Genomic DNA, 16,473 nt, shown 5'->3' on the forward strand with positions numbered 1-16,473 from the left:
TGTCGGTCAATTGGCGTATGCGCCAGGCAAGTGGCTGTTCGTCAGACGAGCGTTCGTATCCGTTCGGCGGGGCGTCACTTCCGTCACCGGAACCCCGCTGACGAGGGCGTCCGCGGGGTCACCTGTCCGGCTCGGGATCCTTCAGCCAGTTGATGAGCTCGGTGGTGAAGCCGACCGGATCCTCCTCGTGGGGGAAGTGCCCCAGGCCGTCGAAGAGCCGCCAGCGGTAGGGCGCCTCGACGTACTCACCGGAGCCGGCCGCGCTGCGGGTACGCATCACCGGGTCGAGCGAACCGTGCAGGTGCAGCGTCGGCACCCGTACCGGCCACTTCATCCGGCGGTTGAACTGGATCCCGTCCGGTCGCGCCATCGACCGCACCATCCAGCGGTAGGGCTCGATCGAGCAGTGCGCCGTGGACGGGATGGTCATCGCCCGCCGGTACGCCTCGACGGCCTCGTCCTCGGGCAGCCGCGGCCCGGACCAGTCCCGGATCAGCCGTCCGACCAGCGCCGCGTCGTCCGCCACCAGGGCCCGCTCGGGCAGCCACGGCCGCTGGAAGTTCCAGATGTGCGAGGAGCGGCGGCTCTGCTTGACGTCGGCGAGCATGGCAGAGCGCCAGCGCCGCGGGTGCGGCATCGAGGACACCACGAGCCGCCGTACGAGCTTCGGCCGCATCACCGCGGCCGTCCAGGCCAGGTAGCCGCCCAGGTCGTGCCCGACGAGCGCGGCGTCCGGCTCGCCCAGCGAACGCACCACGCCGGTGATGTCCAGCGCGAGGTTGGCCGGGTCGTAGCCGCGGGGCGTGCGGTCGCTGCCGCCCACGCCCCGCAGATCCATCGCCACCGCCCGGAAGCCGGCCTCGGCGAGCGCGGGCAGCTGGTACCGCCAGGTCCACCAGAACTGCGGGAAGCCGTGCAGCAGCAGTACCAGCGGCCCGTCGCCCATCTCGGCGATGTGGAAACGCGCGCCATTGGCCGCGACGTCCCGGTGGGTCACCTCCTGGCCGCCGGGCAGGTCGAGCCGTACGACCGAGGCGGGCGAGGGAGCCGGCGAGGATTCGGAAGCCGTCATACGGCCGAGCGTGTCACACTCTCGACCGCCGGGTGCTCCTCCACGGCCGGGCGCGGGTGCGGCTTGACGTTCCCCAGCACGGCCGCGGTCTGCTTGGCCGACGCGACGGTCTTCTGGGGGCCCTTGCCCGCCTTGGCCTTCTTGAAGAACACCAGGGCGATCAGGCCCAGCAATCCGGCGACCAGCACGTTGGCCGCGAAGGAGAGCAGGAAGCAGACCGAGAGGTGCCAGCCGCTCCAGGCCTGGATGCCGTAGGCCAGCGCGAAGCTGAGCATCGGGAGCGAGAACAGCAGCACGATCGCCGCCGCCCCGCCCGCCAGTCCGCCGACGCCGGCCCGCTTCACATCGTTCCGCAGCTCGGCCTTGGCCAGCGCGATCTCGTCGTGGACCAGCGCGGACACTTCGGTGGTGGCGTGGGCCACGAGCTGCCCGAGGCTGCGGTCCCCGCCGTGGTCCGTGCCGTCGCCTGCTGTGCTCATCGACTGCTCCCGTTCTCTGTCTCCCGGTGATTACTCCTCAGATCATGCCGGACCATCCTGCCCGGAGTCGGAGGCGGCGGCCACCTCGGCCCGTCGTCGGTGTTCGGCCGCCTTCGCTTCGAGGAGCGCGGCCATCCGGAGGTGGTAGTCGGGGGTGCCCTCTTCGTAGATGTCCGGGATGCCGTCCAGGTCCTCGTCGCGGTTCTCTTCCTCGTACAGGCGCCGGTACTTGGCGTTGCGGATCTTCAGCAGCACGGTGGCCAGCACGGCGGCGGTCAGGGACCCGACCAGCACGGCGGCCTTGATCTCGTCGGCGAGCGCCGGGTCCGAGGAGAACGCCAGCTCGCCGATGAGCAGGGAGACCGTGAAGCCGATGCCGGCCAGCGCCGACACGGCGAAGACGTCCGGCCACTTCAGCTCGGGGCTGAGCGAGGCCTTGGTCAGCCGGGTGGTCAGCCAGGTCCCGCCGAAGATGCCGAGCGACTTGCCGAGGACCAGGCCGAGCACCACGCCGAGCGTCTCCGGCTTGGTGAAGACGTCGTGCAGCGCGCCGCCGGAGACGGACACGCCGGCCGAGAAGAGGGCGAAGAGCGGGACCGCGAGACCGGCTGAGAGGGGGCGTACGAGGTGCTCGATGCGCTCGCCGGGGGAGTGCGACTCGCCCTCGCGCCGGTGGCAGCGGAGCATCAGACCCATGGCCACGCCCGCGATGGTCGCGTGTACGCCGCTGTTGTACATCAGGCCCCAGATGACCAGCGCGAGCGGCACGTACACGTACCAGCCGCGCACCCCCTTGCGCAGCAGTACGTAGAACACCACCAGTCCGGCCGCCGCGCCGCCGAGCGCCCAGAAGTTGATCGTCGAGGTGAAGAAGACCGCGATGATCAAAATCGCGAACAGGTCGTCGACGACGGCCAGGGTCAGCAGGAACGCGCGGAGCGCCGAGGGCAGGGACGTACCGATGACGGCCAGCACCGCCAGCGCGAAGGCGATGTCCGTCGCGGTGGGCACCGCCCAGCCGTCCAGCGAGCCGCCGCCCGTCGTGCTGACCACGGTGTAGACGATCGCGGGCATGGCCATGCCGCACAGCGCCGCGACGACCGGCAGCGCCGCGGCCTTGGGGTCGCGCAGCTCGCCCGCGACCAGCTCGCGCTTGAGTTCGATGCCGGCCACGAAGAAGAAGACCGCCAGCAGGCCGTCGGCCGCCCAGTGCTGGACGGAGAGGTCCAGGCCGAGGGAGGCCGGGCCGAGGTGGAAGCCGCGCACCGCTTCATAGCTGTCGCCGAGCGGGGTGTTGGCCCAGACGAGCGCGATCACCGCGGCGGCCAGCAGCAGGACGCCGCCCACGGTCTCCGTACGGAGGAGATCCGTGAGGTGGTTCCGCTCGGGCAGGGACATCCGTCCGAAGAGGACGGAGCGGCGGGGAGCGGGCGAGTTCACGCGGTGACCTCCGGGTGACGGCAGCTGAGCATGGCTGTGCAGTTGCCGACCAGACTTCCCGGCGCACCCTGAGTGTTTCGCGTATTTCTTGACGCGTTCTTCACTGTACCCGGGTGGCGCACAGACGATCCAGCGATCTTCGGACGTGCATACATACAGGGATATAGGCGTGCTTTACGGGTGGCTTGTGAGCCGTGCGCGCTGCGAGGGGGGAGCGCGCCGCGGGGCGGCCGGTCGCTGCCGAGCGCGGGCCCGCGCTCGCAGAGGGGCGCCCCGCCGGCGTACGGCGGGGCGCCCCTCTGAGGTGCGTACCGGTCAGTCCTCGCTCGGCGCGCTCGTCAGCTGGGACTGGATCAGCCCCATGACCGAGGAGTCTGTAAGTGTCGAAACGTCGCCCATGTCACGGTTCTCGGCGACATCGCGCAGCAGCCGGCGCATGATCTTGCCGGAGCGGGTCTTGGGCAGCTCCTGGACCGGCAGGATGCGCTTGGGCTTGGCGATCGGGCCCAGGCTCTGCGCGACATGCGCCCGCAGCTCGTTGACCAGCTCCTCGTCCTGCTCGACGCCGCCGCGCAGGATCACGAAGGCGCAGATGGACTGGGTGGTCTGCGGGTCGGTGGCGCCGACGACGGCGGCCTCGGCCACCTTCGGGTGCGAGACCAGCGCGGACTCGACCTCGGTGGTGGAGATGTTGTGGCCGGAGACGAGCATGACGTCGTCCACCCGGCCCAGCAGCCAGATGTCGCCGTCGTCGTCCCGCTTCGCGCCGTCGCCCGCGAAGTACTTGCCCTCGAAGCGGGACCAGTACGTGTCGAGGTAGCGCTGGTCGTCGCCCCAGATGGTGCGCAGCATGGACGGCCAGGGCTCGGTCAGGACGAGGTAGCCGCCGGCGCCGTCGGGCACCTCGTTGGCGTCGTCGTCGACCACGGTTGCGGAGATGCCGGGCAGCGGCACCTGCGCGGAGCCGGGCTTCGTCGCCGTGACGCCGGGCAGCGGGCTGAGCATGATGCCGCCGGTCTCGGTCTGCCACCAGGTGTCCACGACCGGGGTCCGGTCGGCACCGATGTTCTTGCGGTACCAGACCCAGGCCTCGGGGTTGATCGGCTCGCCCACCGAACCCAGCACGCGCAGGCTCGACAGGTCGAACTTGGCGGGGATGTCGTCGCCCCACTTCATGCAGGCGCGGATCGCGGTCGGCGCGGTGTAGAGGATCGTGACGCCGTACTTCTGGACGATCTCCCACCAGCGGCCCTGGTGCGGGGTGTCGGGCGTGCCTTCGTAGAGCACCTCGGTCGCGCCGTTGGAGAGCGGGCCGTAGGTGATGTACGAGTGGCCGGTCACCCAGCCGACGTCCGCGGTGCACCAGTAGACGTCGGTCTCCGGCTTGAGGTCGAAGACCGCGTGGTGGGTGTACGAGACCTGGGTGAGGTAGCCGCCCGTGGTGTGCAGGATGCCCTTGGGCTTACCCGTCGTGCCCGAGGTGTACAGGATGAACAGCGGGTGCTCGGCATCGAAGGCCTGCGGGGTGTGCTGGTCGCTCTGCTGCTCGACCAGCTCGTGCCACCAGACGTCGCGGCCCTCCATCCAGGCGGTGTCCTGGCCGGTGCGGCGGACCACGAGGACGTTGCGCACGTTCTCCGTGCCGGGCTTGGTCAGCGCCTCGTCGACGGCGGGCTTGAGCGCGGAGGGCTTGCCGCGGCGGTAGCCGCCGTCGGCGGTGATCACGACGCGGGCGTCCGCGTCGTTGATGCGGGTGGCCAGCGCGTCGGCCGAGAAGCCGCCGAAGACCACCGAATGGGGCGCACCCAGACGGGCGCACGCCAGCATGGCGATGACCGTTTCCGGGATCATCGGCAGGTAGATCGCGACCCGGTCGCCGGCCGCGACGCCCAGCGACGTCAGCGCGTTGGCGGCCTTGGAGACCTCGCGCTGCAGCTCGGCGTAGGTGATCGAGCGGGTGTCGCCGGGCTCGCCCTCGAAGTGGATCGCCACCCGGTCGCCGTTGCCCGCCTCGACGTGCCGGTCGACGCAGTTGTACGCGACGTTGAGCTTGCCGTCGGCGAACCACTTGGCGAAGGGCGCGTTCGTCCAGTCCAGCGTCTGGGTGGGCTCGGTGGCCCAGGTCAGACGCTTCGCCTGCTCGGCCCAGAAGCCCAGCCGGTCCGCCGCGGCCTGCTCGTACGCCGCGGCCTTGACGTTGGCGTTCGCGGCCAGGTCAGCGGGCGGAGCGAACCGCCGCTCCTCCTTCATCAGGTTGGCCAGGCTCTCGTTGCTCACGGCATCTCCCAGTCTCAGGGCGTCCGGTGTGTCCCGAGCCTTAGCTCATCAGCCGATGGGGCGCTCTGACAAGGGCTGTTGATAAAAATTGGTGTAGACCTTTTGGCGTTCTTGGGGGCCGGCGGGTGAATCCGGCGCGGTCCGCGCGGGACGAGACCGCCGCAGGTCACGGCGGTCCGCCCGGCGCTCGGAGCCTTCGGACGCTACGCGTTGACCGGTGTCGCCTCAGGGCGCACGGCCGAGAACCGGTCGGAGCCGTGCTCCAGGACGTACGCCTGCGCCTCACCCACGTGGAAGTACATGCCGTACAGGGCCAGCGAACCCTCGGCCACGCGGCGCGCCACGCACTGATGCGACATCAGGTGGTCGAGCTGCTGCATGACGTTGACGAGCGCCAGCCGCTCCAGATCGTCGGCGACCGGCCGTTCCGCCAGCCGGACGGTCGCGCCTTCCGGCCGCTCCATCCGGTCCAGGCTCGGGTGACCGTGGCGCAGCCAGCGCGCGAGCGGGGTCTGCGCCCCGGGCTCATTGCGGTGGGAGTTGAGCAGCGCCTGCATCGCACCGCAGCCCGAATGCCCGCACACGGTGATCGAGCCGACCTTCAGTACTTCGACGGCGTACTCGATGGCGGCGCCCACGGAGTCGCAGGCGGCCTCCGTGCCCGGCGGCGGCATCAGATTGCCGATGTTGCGCACCGTGAAGAGGTCGCCCGGCCCGCTCGACGTGATCATGCTCGTGACGAGGCGGGAGTCGGCACACGTAAGGAAGAGGTTGGTGGGGCGCTGTCCCTCTCGGGCGAGCCGTGCCAGCTCCTCCCGGACGAGCGGAGCGGTGTTCCGCTGGAAGGCGCTGACCCCGCCGAGCAGCTGGCCGCCACCCAGGAGCTGGGCCTCGTCCGTACCGGTGGGCGGCGCGGGACGGGTGCAGTGGTGGTTGCGCCACGGTGTCCAGGGGCGGCAGGCGTGCGTGCCGCCCGGCTCGCCGATCGGCCGGCCGCCGCGCCCGCCCACGGTGACCTCGCCGCCGCGCGCCCGGTGCGCACTCGACCAGGACCGCAGCGCTTCGTAGGCGGCGTGGTCCATGAACGAGCCGTGCAGCTCGATGACCGCGTGGGCCTCCGCGGGTACCTGGGCCAGCGCCCGGGTCAGCCGCGGTACGGCCAGGAACGTCAACTGGCCGGTGACGCGCACCCGGTGCTGCGGGCCGTCCTCGATGACCGAGACCCGGGTGTGGGTGAGCCGGTGCATCGCCAGGAAGACGGCGACCGCGATACCCAGGCCCACGCCCTGCAGCACTCCGAAGACCACCACGCCGCCCAGCGTGACGGCGTAGACGGGGAACTCGCGGTGCCGCTGCACGTGCCGGATGTGCGCGAAGCTCACCATCCGTACGCCCACGAGCATCACCAGCGCGGCGAGCGCGGCCAGCGGGATCAGCTCCAGCGCCCCGGCGAGCAGCCCGGAGCAGAGCACCACCCACACGCCGTGCAGCACCGTCGACGCGCGGCCCGTCGCGCCGGCCTTCACGTTCGCCGAGCCGCGCATGGCGCCGCCGGCGATCGGCAGGCCGCACAGCATTCCGGAGACCACGTTCGAGACGCCCTGACCGGCCAGCTCACGGTCCAGGTGGGTGCCTCCGGAGCGGGTGCCGGGCTGTTCGGCGGCCAGCTTGTCGACCGCGACGGCCGACAGCAGCGACTCCATGCTCGCCACCAGCGTGACCGTCAGCACGGCAGCGATCAGGCCGAGCAGCGGCGTGTCCGGGAGGGTGGGCAGTGTCGGCGCGTCCCACGAGGGCAGCTCGACCCGCGGCACTTCGAAGCCCGCGCTCAGGGCGGTGGCCACGGCGACGGCGGGCAGCGGCGCGGGAACCTTGCGCAGCGCGTGGCCCACCCGCCCGGGCAGTCGGGGCCAGCCGACCAGGAGGGCGACGGTGAGCGCGGCGATCACCACGGAGGCGCCGTGCAGGCCCGCCAGCTGGCCCGGCAGCTCCGCGATGTTGGTCAGCGAGGAGCTGTGGGCGTCGCCGCCGAGCATCACGTGCAGCTGACCGAGCGCGATGGTCACACCGATGCCGGCGAGCATGCCGTGCACGATGGCGGGGCTGATCGCGAGCGCCGCGCGGGCCACCCGGAGCGCGCCCAGGAGGAGCTGCGCGAGTCCGGCCAGCACGGTGATGGCGCAGGTGGTCCGCCAGCCGTACCGCTGCACGAGGTCGGCGGTGACGACCAGGAGGCCGGTGGCGGCGCCGCTGACCTGGAGCGGGGCGCCGCCGAGCAGGCCCGCCACGAGGCCGCCGACGGCCGCGGCGATGAGGCCGGCCTGGGGCGGCGCGCCGATGGCCAGCGCGATGCCCAGCGAGAGGGGAATGGCGATCAGGAAGATGACGAAGGAAGCGCCCAGATCGCGGCGCCAGTCCTCGCCCGAGGAGCGGCGGAGCGACCGGAACGGTCCCCCGGAGCCCTGCTGTCTGTCGTGGTCCTGCTGCTCGGTACGCGGGTCCTGGGACCCTGGCGTGGCCGGCTCGGATGCGTAAGGCTGCGGCATTCCCGTCTCCTCCGGGGCGACGCGGCCGCGCTCGGGGCGCGGTCGTGGGCGGCGGTGTACTGCGGGGCTGAGCCGGCCGGGATGCGTCGCGGTGAGTGACGGTCCGGTGACTCTTCGGCTTCGGTAAAGAGATCGTAATGTCGTGTCAGGGTCTCCATGAAGCCGTGACAGGCAAACGGGCCGATTGTTCCGCCTATCAGGTGAACGTCCGCGCCGGCTGTCGGCGTGTGCGTTGCCGCGCGACCGGGGCGCGGTCGGCCGGGGGCCGCACTGCCGTGGCGGTCGGCGGGGGCCGCGGGTCCGCCGCTGAAGGTGTACCGGAGGGGTTCTGCCGGTCGGCGGCGCCCCGGTGGGCCGGGATCCGGGGCGAGCCGCCGTACGGCCGTCAGGCGGGCTGTGGCGCGGCCGTGGCCGGTGCTTCGGAGAGTACGAAGCCGGGGTCGACCTGGTCCGTCAGATCGGCTCCGGTCTTCCCGTTGCCCCAGCTCTCGGCGTTCTTCAGATGGAAGTGCACCATCTGCCGGGTGTAGCGCTCCCAGTCGCGCCCCGCGTACGCGGCGTCGGCTGTGGTGTGCAGCGTGCGCAGCGCCTCCTGGTTGGCGCCCTCCAGCTCCACGAACGGCGCCGGCCGGCCCTTCTCCATGGCGCGGACCCAGTCGGACTGGCCGAACGTCACCAGCAGGTCGTCGCCGACCTGGTCGCGCAGGAAGGCGAGGTCGTCCGGGCCCTGCACCTTGTTGCCGACGACCTTCAGCCGTACCCCGAAGTCCCGCGCGTACTCCTTGTACTGGCGGTACACCGCGATGCCCTTACGGGTCGGCTCGGCCACCAGGAAGGTGACATCGAAGCGGGTGAACATGCCCGAGGCGAACGAGTCCGAGCCCGCCGTCATGTCGACGACCACGTACTCCTCGCGGCCGTCCACGAGGTGGTTCAGGCACAGCTCCACCGCGCCGACCTTGGAGTGGTAGCAGGCCACCCCGAGGTCGGACTCGGTGAACGGGCCGGTGGCCATCAGCCGGACCGCATGGCCGTCGAGGCGCACGTCCCGGGCGCAGGCGGCGTACACGGGGTTGTCCTCGACGACCCGCAGCAGCCGGGAGCCGGCGCCCGGCGGTGTGGTCTTGATCATCGTGTCGGCGGACGCGATGCGCGGATTGGTGCCGCGCAAGTAGTCCTTGATGAGCGGGAGATGGGCGCCCATCGCGGGGAGCGCGGCGGCCTGGCTCTCGTCCAGGCCGAGCGCGGCCCCCAGGTGCTGGTTGATGTCGGCGTCCACCGCGATCACGGGGGTGTCGGTGGCGGCGAGGTGGCGGATGAACAGCGAGGACAGCGTGGTCTTGCCACTTCCGCCCTTGCCTACGAAAGCGATCTTCATGTTCACGAAGGGTAATTGCGGCATTGCCTTGCGTGATGGGTTTACGTGAAGAAGACCACTCCAACGAGGGGTCCGGCCTTGCGGTGCGTAGGGTCGTCCTCATGAGTACGACAGCCGACCCGCTCGCGACCCTTGCCTCGCTCCCCGGTGTCGCCGACAGCGTGGACTCCGTACGCAAGAGCATCGACCGGGTCTACGGGCACCGGATCATGCGTCGTCGCAGCAACGAGGTCACCGGTGAGGCCGCGCTGCGCAGCGCGCGCGGTTCGGCGGCTCTGTCCGGTGCCGACTGGGCGCTGGAAGAGGTCCGCAGGCGCACGGACTTCAGTGGCGACGAGGAGGCGCGCACCGTGGGCGCGGCGCTGCGGCTGTCGGCCGAGGCGGGGCAGCTCCTGAGTGTGTGGCGGCAGTCGCCCCTCCGGGTGCTGGCGCGGCTGCACCTGGTGGCGGCGGGCGGCGACGCGCCCGATGAGAGCGTGGGCCGGCCACGGCTGGCCGGTGAGGCCGTGGACGAGCCGCTGATCGAGCTGGAGCTGCCGGACGCCGACGAGGTGGCCGGGCGGCTGGACGGGCTGGCGCGGCTGCTGCTCTCGGGGACGCAGGCCCCGGCCCTGGTCACGGCCGCCGTGGTGCACGGTGAGCTGCTCGCGCTGCGGCCCTTCGGGTCCTGCAACGGCCTGGTGGCGCGTACGGCGGAACGTGTCGTCCTGGTCGGCAGCGGTCTCGACCCGAAGTCGATCTGCCCCTCGGAGGTCGGCTACGCGGAGCTGGGCCGGGCGGCGTACGTGGCCGCCCTGGAGAACTACGTCTCCGGCACTCCGGAGGGGATGGCGGCCTGGATCGCCCACTGCGGGCGCGCGGTCGAACTCGGCGCGCGGGAGAGCACGGCGGTGTGCGAGGCGCTTCAGAGGGGCGCTGCGTAGGCGCTGCACAGAAGTGCCGGGCCGCGCGGGCCCGGACAAAGGGTGGCGGCGGTACCTGGTCCTGCTCGGTACCGCCGCGCTGCACGTTCGTCGGGTTACCAAGCGTGCTCGATAGTTGCCGACAGGTCGGAGGCTTTGTCCGTCACCTGATGCGGCTGGCCCGTAATCGACGGGTCGGCGTCGCGTGGGTGCCTGGCGTTCGTGCGCGGTCCGTGGGCCTTACTGCGTTACAGGTTTTCCTCTCGGAGATCCTTGGTCTCGCGGGCCGTTAATTCCTTTGTACTCCTGCAGCCCGGCAAGCGGAACCCCTCGCTGCACATCTTTACTTTTGCCTTCAAAGGAGGGCGATTCGGGCGCATGTTCCGAGGGTGCGGTGCCGGGGCTCCTGTGAGGGGCGACCACGCTCAGGCCGAGAGGGCGCGCGCCGGCGTACCGCGGCGCCGGCTGGCGTACCAGACGAGGCCCGCCGTGGCGGCCGCGGCGCCCACCGCGACGGCAACCAGCGCCGGGCGCGCCGGCATGGCCAGCGACGGGATCCGCTGCTTCAGCCGGACCGGCCGGTCGAAGCTGAGGACCGGCCAGCCGCGGGCGGCGGCCTCCCGGCGCAGCGTCCGGCCGGGGTTGACCGCGTGCGGATGGCCGACCGCCTCCAGCATCGGGACGTCGGTCGCCGAGTCGCTGTACGCGTAGCACCGCGCGAGGTCGTACCCCTCGGACGCGGCGAGCTCCCGGATCGCCTCGGCCTTGGTGGGGCCGTAGGCGTAGTACTCGATCTCGCCCGTGAAGCGGCCGTCCGCGCCGACGACCATGCGTGTGGCCACCACCCGGTCGGCTCCCAGCAGTTCGCCGATCGGCTCGACGACCTCGGCGCCCGAGGAGGAGACGATGACGACGTCGCGGCCGGCGGTGTGGTGCTCCTCGATGAGGGAGGCCGCCTCGTCGTAGATGAGGGGATCGATCAGGTCGTGGAGGGTCTCGGCGACAATCGCCCGTACCTGAGCCACGTCCCACCCACGGCAGAGCGCGGAGAGGTACTCCCGCATCCGCTCCATCTGGTCGTGGTCCGCACCGCCCGCGAGGAAGACGAACTGGGCGTACGCGGTGCGCAGCGCGGCCCTCCGATTGATCAGGCCGCCTTGGTAGAACGACTTGCTGAAGGTCAGCGTGCTCGACTTAGCAATGACGGTCTTGTCCAGGTCGAAGAACGCGGCCGTACGGGGAGCCGAGTGGGGTGCTGAAGGAAGCGAGCTTCGGATTTCCACAAGGCGAGCATAGGGGGGCACCATTCGGCGTAAGGTGTGGCGCGTGGGTTTGCCTGAGAAGGCTCTCGGGTACACCATGGAAGTCACGGATCGTTCGCGACCGTGCTAACCCGGCCCGGCTCCTCCCCCCCCGAGTCGGCCGTGGAGACGACCCCCGCTCTCCCCCCCGGCGGGGGTCGTCGCATGTCCGGATGCATTTCCGGGCCTCCGGGGCCTCTTTTTGATCTTCCTTCGGCGATCGGTCGCCACGCCTCGTCGCGCACGCCCTTCGTAACTTACCGTAATCAGAAGGATGCTCTCAGGAAGTTTTCCATAGTCACTGGTATAGGTGACCGGGATATTCACAGCCCCAGTAGTTGTCCACAGTTTTCGACCAAGATCCACGAGATTTTCCGGATCGCTGCACCGTGAAAGTCCGCGAAGTTCGCGGATGTGCGAGTTGTGTAGCGACAGGGGGACAGAACGTGGTCGGAAGCAGCGATTGGGACAGTACGAAGCGCGACGCGCAAGAGCCCGGTCCGTTGATCGTCACGGAGGACGAAAACCTCCTCGACGATCTTCTGAGGCTCTGCGCGGCGGCAGGCACGATGCCGGCCGTGTCGCACGCCGGGGGAGCCGGTGCGGCCGGCTGGGACTCGGCCCCGCTGGTGATCGTCGGAGAGGACTGTATCCACCGGCTGCGCGGCGCAGGGCGCCGGCCCGGCGTCGTCCTCATCGGACAGCGGCCGGACGACACCCGCGTGTGGCAGCAGGCCGTGGAGATCGGCGCCGAGCGGGTCCTCGGGCTGCCGGACGGCGAGAGCTGGCTGGTGGACCGCATCGCGGACGCGGTGGAAGGAGACCGGAGCCCGGCCCTGACGGTGGGCGTCCTCGGCGGCCGGGGCGGCTCCGGCGCGAGCACCCTCGCCTGCGCCCTGGCCGTGACGGCAGCGCGGCAGGGCCACCGGACGATACTGATCGACGCCGACCCACTGGGCGGCGGCCTCGATGTCCTGCTCGGCGGCGAGCGGGAGAAGGGACTGCGCTGGCCCGCCTTCGCCGAGTCCCGCGGCCGGGTCGGCGGCGGTGCTCTGGCCGAGTCCCTGCCCCGGCTGCATGCGCTGCGCGTGCTGAGCTGGGACCGCGGCGAGTGCGTGACGATCCCGCCGCAGGCCATGCGCGCGGTGATGGCGGCGGCACGCAGGCGCGGCGGCGTCGTCGTGGTCGACCTGCCGCGCCGCCTCGACGGAGCCGTGGCGGAAGCGCTCACCCAGATCGACGTGGGGCTGCTGCTGGTCCCGGCCGACCTGCGTGCGACGGTCGCGGCCGAGCGCGTCGCCGCCTCGGCCCGGACTCTCCTGCGTGACCTGCGCGTCGTGGCCCGCGAGGTGCCGGGGCCCGGCCTGCCGGACAGCGAGCCGGCCCGGCTGCTCTCCCTGCCCCCGGTCGGCACCCTGCCCTGGGACCCGCAGCTCGCGGATGCCCTCGGCCGCGGCATCCCACCGGGAGCACATCCACGGTCACCGCTGAGTCGCTTCTGTACGGAGTTCTGGGTGCGGGTGCTGGACGGACAAGAGGCGGCGAGCCCCCGCTCCGAGGGACGTGACGTACTCGGTGCGGGTGCCGGCCGCCGTACCCGGCACGAAGACGGCGGCCTCTCATGAACGGCATCGGCACCCGGCTCAGGGCCCCGGGGGCGTCCCGGAGGGCGACACCGACGGCCACCACGCAACGCTCTGCGGAGTTCTCCCGCGGCGCAACCGAGGTCGGCGTCAGCAGCGCAGTGCAGGACGGGGGGCCTGTGAAGCAGGCCGCGACCACTTCCGCCGGCACAGGACAACAGCTCCTGGAAGCCGTACGGCTGCGGCTCGCCAGGGCCGGTGCCGAACCGACGCCCGCCCGCGTGGCCGTGGCGCTGCGCGAGGAAGGACGGCTGCTCGGGGACGCCGAGGTGCTCGGCGTCGTGACGGCGCTGCGCTCCGAAATGACCGGCAGCGGCCCCTTGGAGCCACTGCTCGCCGCACCCGAGGTGACGGACGTACTGGTCACCGCGCCCGACGAGGTGTGGGTGGACCGCGGCGGCGGACTCCACCGCGCCGACGTGCGCTTCCCCGATGCCGCGGCTGTCCGCAGGCTCGCCCAGCGGCTGGCGGCGGTCGCGGGCCGGCGACTGGACGACGCGCACCCGTGGGTGGACGCGCGCCTGCCCGACGGGACCCGCCTGCACGCCGTGCTCCCGCCGGTGGCCGTCGGCTCGACCTGCCTCTCACTGCGTGTGCTGCGCCCAAAGGCGTTCACGCTGGACGAACTGGTCGCGGCGGGCACGGTCCCGCCCGGCGGCGACCGCCTGCTCCGCTCGGTCCTCGCCGCCCGGCTGTCCTTCCTGATCAGCGGCGGCACCGGCAGCGGCAAGACCACGCTGCTCAGCGCCCTGCTGGGACTGGTGGGCGAGGAGGAGCGGATCGTTCTCGCCGAGGACTCCGCCGAGCTGCGGCCCGACCACCCGCACGTCGTACGGCTGGAGACCCGCCCGGCCAACCAGGAAGGCGCCGGCCTGGTCACACTGCGGGACCTGGTGCGCCAGGCGCTGCGCATGCGACCGGACAGGCTGGTCGTGGGCGAGGTCCGCGGCCCGGAGGTCACCGACCTGCTGGCCGCGCTGAACACCGGCCATGAGGGCGGCTGCGGCACCGTGCACGCCAATGCCGCCGCCGATGTACCGGCCCGTCTGGAGGCGCTCGGCTCGACCGCAGGGCTGGACCGGGCAGCCCTGCACAGCCAGTTGGCCGCCGCGCTCTCCGTCGTGCTCCACCTCGTACGCGACCGTACGGGACATCGCCGCATCGCCGAGATCCATGTCCTCGACCGCGCCCCCTCGGGCCTGGTCACCACCGCACCCGCCGCCGTCTGGCACCCGGCCGGCTTCCGTCGGGCCGAAGGCTGGCCCCGCCTGGCCGACCTCTGCGACCGGGGGAACGCGCTGAACGGGGGAACGCCATGACCGCGCAGCTCACGACGGACTCGATGACACCGGTGTGCGCGGCGCTGCTGTGCGCGGGGGCGGGCCTCTGGAGGGTCGGCGGCCGGGACAACTCCGTACGCCGCGCCCGTCTGCTGCTGGCAGGCGGCGAGACATCCGGCCCCGGACACGCCGTACGACGATGGGGCGCCGGGGAGTGGCCCCGGAGTGGTGCTGGGGGCCGGCCTCGTCGCGGCCGACTTCGGGCGTACGGCGAACGGGCGGCCCTGAGGTGCCGATCCTGGAGTGCCCGTCTCGCGCGACTGGGCCACGCATGGTGGAGCCTCCCCCTCGGTGCCGGACTCGCGCTCCTGGGCCAGTCGTTGCTGCCGCTGATCCTCGGGGTGCTGGCTGTACCGGTCGTGCACCGCCAACTGTGCGGTCGCGCGGCTCAGCGGGGGCGTGACCGACGTCGCGACCACGTGATCGCGCTCTGCGCCGCGGTCGCCGCCGAACTGCGCTCGGGGCGGCAACCGGGGCAGGCGCTGCTGCTCGCCGGTACGGAGGTGGCGTCGGATGCGGGCCCGGAGGGGCTGGGGGAGCCGGGGGCGGCTGTGCTGGCGGCGGCGCGGTACGGCGGGGACGTGCCGGCCGCGTTGCGGGAGGCGGCGCGCTTACCGGGTGCCGAGGGGCTGACCGGTGTGGCCGCCTGCTGGCAGGTCGCGGTCGAGGGCGGTGTGGGACTCGCGGCGGGCGTCGAACGCGTCACGGCGGGACTTCGAGCGCAACGACATCAACAAGCCGAGCTGAGCGCCCAGTTGGCGGGCGCGCGAACGACTGCCCTGATGCTCGCGCTCCTGCCGGCGTTCGGGCTGCTGATGGGCAGCGTGCTGGGAGCGGACCCGCTCCACGTGCTTCTGCACACGCCGGTCGGCTGGGGTCTGCTGGCGGTCGGCGGACTGCTGGAGTGGGCCGGGGTGCTCTGGGTGATCCGTATCGTCCGCGCGGCCGAGGGGCGGCGGGCCGATGGCGACCGCTGAAGTTATCCACAGCCTGGGGATTGTTTTCTCGCCCGCCACTACCGTGATCTGTCTCGCCACTCTCGTGATCTGTACGGCGCTCGGCACGACCTCGGTCCTTCGACAGGCCGTTCATGTGCGCACTGCCCGGCGGCGTGCGACCCGTATCTTCTCAGCCGCGAACCCGGCAGCCGTCTTCTCCGCGAGGCGCGGTGCGTCTCGCGGGGGGCCGGAGGGTCGGGCCCGTGCCGAACGGCGGACCGCGGCCGTTCGGGAGTGGGCCGTGGTCGTGGCCGCTGCCGTTACCGGTTTCGTCCTGGTCGGCGGGGCAGTCGGCGCCGCACTGGGAGTCGTGGCCGCGTACACCACGCGACGCCGACGGCGTCAGATGCGCGCCCGGTCCGCCGCCCGTGCGGTGGAGACGTCCGTACGCGAACAACTGGCCTCAGCGGCCGATTTGCTGGCCGGTTGCCTCGCGGCGGGCGCGAGTCCCGGCGAGGCGGCGGCCGCGGTGGGCGGGTCGCTGGGCGGCCCTGTCGGCGAACACCTGCGGCACACCGCGGCGGAACTCCGCCTCGGGGGCGAAGGGAACGCGAGCTGGGGGCGGTTCGCAGAGCTGCCCGGCGCACGGGAGCTGGGACGTTGCCTGGCGCGTGCGGACATGTCCGGTGCGCCGGCCGTCGAGTCGGTCGCGCGCATCGCGGCGGACCTGCGGTCCGAGTGGGGCCGCACGGCGACCGAGGCGGCGCGCAAGGCGGGGGTGCTGGTCACCCTGCCGCTGGCGGTGTGTTTCCTGCCGGCCTTCCTGACACTCGGGGTCGCCCCGGTGCTCGTGGGGCTGGCCCAGGGGCTGCTGAGTCCGCCGAACTGAACACCCGTCACCACGTACCAAAACGTCCATCACCACACATCAACGGCATTGCCTACAGGGGGATCTCATGACGACAGCAGCGTGGAAGCAGCCCGGAGCGACGGCAGAGGAAGCGACGCACGAGCCATCGAGCGAATCAACGAGCGGGACAACGTGCGAAACAACGAAGGGAGCCGTGACGGGAGCGGCGGAAGTGCCGCGTACGGCTGTGCCCGAGTGGGCGGCTGCGGCCGGCGGTGTCGCGCGCAGGGCGCGGGCAACGCGGGCT

The 16,473-nt window shown here is 71.9% G+C and carries 12 protein-coding genes; 5 read left to right on the forward strand and 7 right to left on the reverse strand.

What is annotated here, in order from left to right; genetic code table 11:
• Window positions 1-118: 118 nt before the first annotated feature.
• The 6 genes from ACIGQF_RS26415 to ACIGQF_RS26440 form a co-directional block, all read right to left on the reverse strand.
• On the reverse strand, window positions 119-1,072 hold the full coding sequence (locus ACIGQF_RS26415; RefSeq protein ID WP_362212081.1) for an alpha/beta hydrolase: 954 nt from the start codon (window positions 1,070-1,072) through the stop codon (window positions 119-121).
• Entirely contained in the window at window positions 1,069-1,551 is a 483-nt protein-coding gene (locus tag ACIGQF_RS26420) for a phage holin family protein (RefSeq protein WP_399714784.1), read from the reverse strand. The genes ACIGQF_RS26415 and ACIGQF_RS26420 overlap by 4 nt, the downstream gene beginning before the upstream one ends.
• Before the next feature lie 42 nt (window positions 1,552-1,593).
• A complete protein-coding gene (nhaA, locus tag ACIGQF_RS26425; protein WP_399715116.1) occupies window positions 1,594-2,949 on the reverse strand; it encodes a Na+/H+ antiporter NhaA in 1,356 nt (451 codons plus the stop codon).
• Between the two features lie 357 nt (window positions 2,950-3,306).
• Window positions 3,307-5,268, reverse strand: a complete 1,962-nt coding sequence (acs, locus tag ACIGQF_RS26430; protein ID WP_399714787.1) for an acetate--CoA ligase — start codon at window positions 5,266-5,268, stop codon at window positions 3,307-3,309.
• 203 nt (window positions 5,269-5,471) lie between these two features.
• Complete coding sequence (locus tag ACIGQF_RS26435) at window positions 5,472-7,814, reverse strand: SulP family inorganic anion transporter (protein WP_399714790.1); 2,343 nt, start codon at window positions 7,812-7,814, stop codon at window positions 5,472-5,474.
• Window positions 7,815-8,199: 385 nt separating this feature from the next.
• Window positions 8,200-9,192 (reverse strand): ATP-binding protein, encoded by a 993-nt coding sequence (locus ACIGQF_RS26440; RefSeq protein ID WP_399714792.1) that lies wholly within the window; start codon window positions 9,190-9,192, stop codon window positions 8,200-8,202.
• 101 nt (window positions 9,193-9,293) lie between these two features.
• On the opposite strand from ACIGQF_RS26440, the gene ACIGQF_RS26445 reads away from it, so the two are divergent.
• Window positions 9,294-10,115: an oxidoreductase gene (locus ACIGQF_RS26445; RefSeq protein ID WP_399714794.1), complete on the forward strand. Its 822-nt coding sequence runs from the start codon at window positions 9,294-9,296 to the stop codon at window positions 10,113-10,115.
• Between the two features lie 404 nt (window positions 10,116-10,519).
• Here the strand turns inward: ACIGQF_RS26445 and ACIGQF_RS26450 are convergent, their stop codons facing one another.
• Window positions 10,520-11,401 (reverse strand): HAD family hydrolase, encoded by an 882-nt coding sequence (locus ACIGQF_RS26450; RefSeq protein WP_399714797.1) that lies wholly within the window; start codon window positions 11,399-11,401, stop codon window positions 10,520-10,522.
• Between the two features lie 440 nt (window positions 11,402-11,841).
• Between ACIGQF_RS26450 and ssd the strand changes: the two genes are divergently transcribed.
• The 4 genes from ssd to ACIGQF_RS26470 all read left to right on the forward strand — a co-directional run bounded on the left by ssd (window position 11,842) and on the right by ACIGQF_RS26470 (window position 16,205).
• The gene (gene ssd / locus ACIGQF_RS26455; RefSeq protein ID WP_399714800.1) at window positions 11,842-13,020 is read left to right on the forward strand and encodes a septum site-determining protein Ssd; all 1,179 of its coding nucleotides are present in this window, start codon (window positions 11,842-11,844) and stop codon (window positions 13,018-13,020) included.
• Between the two features lie 137 nt (window positions 13,021-13,157).
• Window positions 13,158-14,357 (forward strand): TadA family conjugal transfer-associated ATPase, encoded by a 1,200-nt coding sequence (locus ACIGQF_RS26460; protein ID WP_399714802.1) that lies wholly within the window; start codon window positions 13,158-13,160, stop codon window positions 14,355-14,357.
• A gap of 440 nt (window positions 14,358-14,797) precedes the next feature.
• Entirely contained in the window at window positions 14,798-15,355 is a 558-nt protein-coding gene (locus ACIGQF_RS26465; RefSeq protein WP_399714804.1) for a type II secretion system F family protein, read from the forward strand.
• A gap of 268 nt (window positions 15,356-15,623) precedes the next feature.
• Window positions 15,624-16,205: a type II secretion system F family protein gene (locus tag ACIGQF_RS26470; RefSeq protein ID WP_399714807.1), complete on the forward strand. Its 582-nt coding sequence runs from the start codon at window positions 15,624-15,626 to the stop codon at window positions 16,203-16,205.
• Window positions 16,206-16,473 lie beyond the last annotated feature (268 nt).

This window comes from Streptomyces sp. NPDC053560, assembly GCF_044544605.1.
Classification (GTDB): Bacteria; Actinomycetota; Actinomycetes; order Streptomycetales; family Streptomycetaceae; genus Streptomyces.